We start from the raw sequence: 5,513 nt of genomic DNA, 5'->3' as shown, positions 1-5,513 counted from the left end.
TTCCACTGCAACAACTGAACGGACTGGAAACACTGGTCATAATCATGGTGGCGAATAAGTACGCGTTCTTGCAAATCACCAGAAGGCGGTTCCTGAATGAATGGGAAGCCTTCAAGAAGGTGATAAGCAGGAGAAACATACGAAGGCGCATAACGATACCACTGACCCTCAGCAATCTTAAACTTCTTAGACGAATCACCAGAACGGAAAACATCCTTCATAGAAATTTCACGCGGCGGCAAGTTGCCATACAAAACAGGGTCGCCAGCAATATCGGTATAAGTCAAAGCACCTTTAGCGTTAAGGTACTGAATCTCTTTAGTCGCAGTAGGCGGAAAACGAACAAGCGCAAGAGTAAACATAGTGCCATGCTCAGGAACAAAGAAACGCGGCACAGAATGTTTATAGGTCTGTTGAACACGACCAGAAAACTGGCCTAACGACGTTTGGTCAGTTCCATCAACATCATAGCCAGATGCCCAGAGATTAGAGCGCATGACAAGTAAAGGACGGTTGTCAGCGTCATAAGAGGTTTTACCTCCAAATGAAGAAATAACATCATGGTAACGCTGCATGAAGTAATCACGTTCTTGGTCAGTATGCAAATTAGCATAAGCAGCTTGCAGACCCATAATGTCAATAGATGTGGTAGAAGTCGTCATTTGGCGAGAAAGCTCAGTCTCAGGAGGAAGCGGAGCAGTCCAAATGTTTTTGAGATGGCAGCAACGGAAACCATAACGAGCATCATCTTGATTAAGCTCATTAGGGTTAGCCTCGGTACGGTCAGGCATCCACGGCGCTTTAAAATAGTTGTTATAGATATTCAAATAACCCTGAAACAAATGCTTAGGGATTTTATTGGTATCAGGGTTAATCGTGCCAAGAAAAGCGGCATGGTCAATATAACCAGTAGTGTTAACAGTCGGGAGAGGAGTGGCATTAACACCATCCTTCATGAACTTAATCCACTGTTCACCATAAACGTGACGATGAGGGACATAAAAAGTAAAAATGTCTACAGTAGAGTCAATAGCAAGGCCACGACGCAATGGAGAAAGACGGAGAGCGCCAACGGCGTCCATCTCGAAGGAGTCGCCAGCGATAACCGGAGTAGTTGAAATGGTAATAAGACGACCAATCTGACCAGCAAGGAAGCCAAGATGGGAAAGGTCATGCGGCATACGCTCGGCGCCAGTTTGAATATTAGACATAATTTATCCTCAAGTAAGGGGCCGAAGCCCCTGCAATTAAAATTGTTGACCACCTACATACCAAAGACGAGCGCCTTTACGCTTGCCTTTAGTACCTCGCAACGGCTGCGGACGACCAGGGCGAGCGCCAGAACGTTTTTTACCTTTAGACATTACATCACTCCTTCTGCACGTAATTTTTGACGCACGTTTTCTTCTGCGTCAGTAAGAACGTCAGTGTTTCCTGCGCGTACACGCAAGGTAAACGCGAACAATTCAGCGGCTTTAACCGGACGCTCGACGCCATTAATAATGTTTTCCGTAAATTCAGCGCCTTCCATGATGAGACAGGCCGTTTGAATGTTGACGGGATGAACATAATAAGCAATGACGGCAGCAATAAACTCAACAGGAGCAGGAAAGCGAGGGTATCCTACAAAGTCCAGCGTACCATAAACGCAAGCCTCAACGCAGCGACGAGCACGAGAGCGGTCAGTAGCAATCCAAACTTTGTTACTCGTCAGAAAATCGAAATCATCTTCGGTTAAATCCAAAACGGCAGAAGCCTGAATGAGCTTAATAGAGGCCAAAGCGGTCTGGAAACGTACGGATTGTTCAGTAACTTGACTCATGATTTCTTACCTATTAGTGGTTGAACAGCATCGGACTCAGATAGTAATCCACGCTCTTTTAAAATGTCAACAAGAGAATCTCTACCATGAACAAAATGTGACTCATATCTAAACCAGTCCTTGACGAACGTGCCAAGCATATTAAGCCACTTCTCCTCATCCAACGCGTCAGTTTTTGACAGAATCGTTAGTTGATGGCGAAAGGTCGCAAAGTAAGAGCTTCTCGAGCTGCGCAAGGATAGGTCGAATTTTCTCATTTTCCGCCAGCAGTCCACTTCGATTTAATTCGTAAACAAGCAGTAGTAATTCCTGCTTTATCAAGATAATTTTTCGACTCATCAGAAATATCCGAAAGTGTTAACTTCTGCGTCATGGAAGCGATAAAACTCTGCAGGTTGGATACGCCAATCATTTTTATCGAAGCGCGCATAAATTTGAGCAGATTTGTCGTCACAGGTTGCGCCGCCAAAACGTCGGCTACAGTAACTTTTCCCAGCCTCAATCTCATCTCTCTTTTTGCGTTCTGCTTCAATATCTGGTTGAACGGCGTCGCGTCGTAACCCAGCTTGGTAAGTTGGATTAAGCACTCCGTGGACAGATTTGTCATTGTGAGCATTTTCATCCCGAAGTTGCGGCTCATTCTGATTCTGAACAGCTTCTTGGGAAGTAGCGACAGCTTGGTTTTTAGTGAGTTGTTCCATTCTTTAGCTCCTAGACCTTTAGCAGCAAGGTCCATATCTGACTTTTTGTTAACGTATTTAGCCACATAGAAACCAACAGCCATATAACTGGTAGCTTTAAGCGGCTCACCTTTAGCATCAACAGGCCACAACCAACCAGAACGTGAAAAAGCGTCCTGCGTGTAGCGAACTGCGATGGGCATACTGTAACCATAAGGCCACGTATTTTGCAAGCTATTTAACTGGCGGCGATTGCGTACCCGACGACCAAAATTAGGGTCAACGCTACCTGTAGGAAGTGTCCGCATAAAGTGCACCGCATGGAAATGAAGACGGCCATTAGCTGTACCATACTCAGGCACACAAAAATACTGATAGCAGTCGGCGTGTGAATCATTAGCCTTGCGACCCTCGGCAGCAAGAACCATACGACCAATATCACGAAAATAGTCACGCAAAGCATTGGGATTATCATAAAACGCCTCTAATCGGTCGTCAGCCAACGTGAGAGTGTCAAAAACGATAAACCAACCATCAGCATGAGCCTGTCGCATTGCATTCATCAAACGCTGAATAGCAAAGCCTCTACGCGATTTCATAGTGGAGGCCTCCAGCAATCTTGAACACTCATCCTTAATACCTTTCTTTTTGGGGTAATTATACTCATCGCGAATATCCTTAAGAGGGCGTTCAGCAGCCAGCTTGCGGCAAAACTGCGTAACCGTCTTCTCGTTCTCTAAAAACCATTTTTCGTCCCCTTCGGGGCGGTGGTCTATAGTGTTATTAATATCAAGTTGGGGGAGCACATTGTAGCATTGTGCCAATTCATCCATTAACTTCTCAGTAACAGATACAAACTCATCACGAACGTCAGAAGCAGCCTTATGGCCGTCAACATACATATCACCATTATCGAACTCAACGCCCTGCATACGAAAAGACAGAATCTCTTCCAAGAGCTTGATGCGGTTATCCATCTGCTTATGGAAGCCAAGCATTGGGGATTGAGAAAGAGTAGAAATGCCACAAGCCTCAATAGCAGGTTTAAGAGCCTCGATACGCTCAAAGTCAAAATAATCAGCGTGACATTCAGAAGGGTAATAAGAACGAACCATAAAAAAGCCTCCAAGATTTGGAGGCATGAAAACATACAATTGGGAGGGTGTCAATCCTGACGGTTATTTCCTAGACAAATTAGAGCCAATACCATCAGCTTTACCGTCTTTCCAGAAATTGTTCCAAGTATCGGCAACAGCTTTATCAATACCATGAAAAATATCAACCACACCAGAAGCAGCATCAGTGACGACATTAGAAATATCCTTTGCAGTAGCGCCAATATGAGAAGAGCCATACCGCTGATTCTGCGTTTGCTGATGAACTAAGTCAACCTCAGCACTAACCTTGCGAGTCATTTCTTTGATTTGGTCATTGGTAAAATACTGACCAGCCGTTTGAGCTTGAGTAAGCATTTGGCGCATAATCTCGGAAACCTGCTGTTGCTTGGAAAGATTGGTGTTTTCCATAATAGACGCAACGCGAGCAGTAGACTCCTTCTGTTGATAAGCAAGCATCTCATTTTGTGCATATACCTGGTCTTTCGTATTCTGGCGTGAAGTCGCCGACTGAATGCCAGCAATCTCTTTTTGAGTCTCATTTTGCATCTCGGCAATCTCTTTCTGATTGTCCAGTTGCATTTTAGTAAGCTCTTTTTGATTCTCAAATCCGGCGTCAACCATACCAGCAGAGGAAGCATCAGCACCAGCACGCTCCCAAGCATTAAGCTCAGGAAATGCAGCAGCAAGATAATCACGAGTATCCTTTCCTTTATCAGCGGCAGACTTGCCACCAAGTCCAACCAAATCAAGCAACTTATCAGAAACGGCAGAAGTGCCAGCCTGCAACGTACCTTCAAGAAGTCCTTTACCAGCTTTAGCCATAGCACCAGAAACAAAACTAGGGACGGCCTCATCAGGGTTAGGAACATTAGAGCCTTGAATGGCAGATTTAATACCAGCATCACCCATGCCTACAGTATTGTTATCGGTAGCAAGCACATCACCTTGAATGCCACCGGAGGCGGCTTTTTGACCGCCTCCAAACAATTTAGACATGGCGCCACCAGCAAGAGCAGAAGCAATACCGCCAGCAATAGCACCAAACATAAATCACCTCACTTAAGTGGCTGGAGACAAATAATCTCTTTAATAACCTGATTCAGCGAAACCAATCCGCGGCATTTAGTAGCGGTAAAGTTAGACCAAACCATGAAACCAACATAAACATTATTGCCCGGCGTACGGGGAAGGACGTCAATAGTCACACAGTCCTTGACGGTATAATAACCACCATCATGGCGACCATCCAAAGGATAAACATCATAGGCAGTCGGGAGGGTAGTCGGAACCGAAGAAGACTCAAAGCGAACCAAACAGGCAAAAAATTTAGGGTCGGCATCAAAAGCAATATCAGCACCAACAGAAACAACCTGATTAGCGGCGTTGACAGATGTATCCATCTGAATGCAATGAAGAAAACCACCATTACCAGCATTAACCGTCAAACTATCAAAATATAACGTTGACGATGTAGCTTTAGGTGTCTGTAAAACAGGTGCCGAAGAAGCTGGAGTAACAGAAGTGAGAACCAGCTTATCAGAAAAAAAGTTTGAATTATGGCGAGAAATAAAAGTCTGAAACATGATTAAACTCCTAAGCAGAAAACCTACCGCGCTTCGCTTGGTCAACCCCTCAGCGGCAAAAATTAAAATTTTTACCGCTTCGGCGTTATAACCTCACACTCAATCTTTTATCACGAAGTCATGATTGAATCGCGAGTGGTCGGCAGATTGCGATAAACGGTCACATTAAATTTAACCTGACTATTCCACTGCAACAACTGAACGGACTGGAAACACTGGTCATAATCATGGTGGCGAATAAGTACGCGTTCTTGCAAATCACCAGAAGGCGGTTCCTGAATGAATGGGAAGCCTTCAAGAAGGTGATAAG

At 44.7% G+C, this 5,513-nt stretch carries 9 protein-coding genes; all 9 read right to left on the bottom strand.

All coding sequences use genetic code 11. The annotated features are described in order from the left end of the window. A partial coding sequence (locus CS919_RS11120; protein WP_084172797.1) for a major capsid protein occupies positions 1-1,211 on the bottom strand: 1,211 nt, incomplete at its 3' end. A 36-nt stretch (positions 1,212-1,247) separates the two neighbouring features. Then, a complete protein-coding gene (locus tag CS919_RS11115; protein ID WP_000033471.1) occupies positions 1,248-1,364 on the bottom strand; it encodes a phage DNA packaging protein J in 117 nt (38 codons plus the stop codon). After that, positions 1,364-1,822, bottom strand: coding sequence for a scaffolding protein D (locus tag CS919_RS11110; protein ID WP_000084700.1), 459 nt, complete (start codon positions 1,820-1,822; stop codon positions 1,364-1,366). Before CS919_RS11110 ends, CS919_RS11115 begins: the two co-directional genes overlap by 1 nt. Beyond that, positions 1,819-2,058 (bottom strand): phage DNA packaging protein C, encoded by a 240-nt coding sequence (locus CS919_RS11105; RefSeq protein ID WP_016670801.1) that lies wholly within the window; start codon positions 2,056-2,058, stop codon positions 1,819-1,821. Before CS919_RS11105 ends, CS919_RS11110 begins: the two co-directional genes overlap by 4 nt. Beyond that, complete coding sequence (locus CS919_RS11100; RefSeq protein WP_435988044.1) at positions 1,991-2,143, bottom strand: hypothetical protein; 153 nt, start codon at positions 2,141-2,143, stop codon at positions 1,991-1,993. Before CS919_RS11100 ends, CS919_RS11105 begins: the two co-directional genes overlap by 68 nt. Next, positions 2,076-3,644 carry a replication endonuclease gene (locus CS919_RS11095; protein ID WP_001134933.1) on the bottom strand — a complete coding sequence of 523 codons (1,569 nt, stop codon included), beginning with the start codon at positions 3,642-3,644 and terminating at the stop codon, positions 2,076-2,078. Before CS919_RS11095 ends, CS919_RS11100 begins: the two co-directional genes overlap by 68 nt. A gap of 36 nt (positions 3,645-3,680) precedes the next feature. After that, positions 3,681-4,667 carry a Minor spike protein gene (locus tag CS919_RS11090; protein WP_000466547.1) on the bottom strand — a complete coding sequence of 329 codons (987 nt, stop codon included), beginning with the start codon at positions 4,665-4,667 and terminating at the stop codon, positions 3,681-3,683. A gap of 8 nt (positions 4,668-4,675) precedes the next feature. Then, on the bottom strand, positions 4,676-5,203 hold the full coding sequence (locus CS919_RS11085) for a hypothetical protein (RefSeq protein WP_000487867.1): 528 nt from the start codon (positions 5,201-5,203) through the stop codon (positions 4,676-4,678). A gap of 110 nt (positions 5,204-5,313) precedes the next feature. Continuing rightward, a partial coding sequence (locus CS919_RS11080; RefSeq protein WP_001712343.1) for a major capsid protein occupies positions 5,314-5,513 on the bottom strand: 200 nt, incomplete at its 5' end.

This window comes from Corynebacterium dentalis, from assembly GCF_900232865.1.
GTDB classification, from domain to species: domain Bacteria; phylum Actinomycetota; class Actinomycetes; order Mycobacteriales; family Mycobacteriaceae; genus Corynebacterium; species Corynebacterium dentalis.
Note: the sequence above shows the minus strand (reverse complement) of the source record. Positions and strands in the feature narration are given on the sequence as shown.

Excerpts from the sequence above, each read along its gene's own strand:
- CS919_RS11095 (WP_001134933.1), bottom strand. The coding sequence starts at position 3,644 with ATGCCTCCAAATCTTGGAGGCTTTTTTATGGTTCGTTCTTATTACCCT.
- CS919_RS11115 (WP_000033471.1), bottom strand. The coding sequence starts at position 1,364 with ATGTCTAAAGGTAAAAAACGTTCTGGCGCTCGCCCTGGTCGTCCGCAG.
- CS919_RS11090 (WP_000466547.1), bottom strand. The coding sequence starts at position 4,667 with ATGTTTGGTGCTATTGCTGGCGGTATTGCTTCTGCTCTTGCTGGTGGC.
- CS919_RS11085 (WP_000487867.1), bottom strand. The coding sequence starts at position 5,203 with ATGTTTCAGACTTTTATTTCTCGCCATAATTCAAACTTTTTTTCTGAT.
- CS919_RS11110 (WP_000084700.1), bottom strand. The coding sequence starts at position 1,822 with ATGAGTCAAGTTACTGAACAATCCGTACGTTTCCAGACCGCTTTGGCC.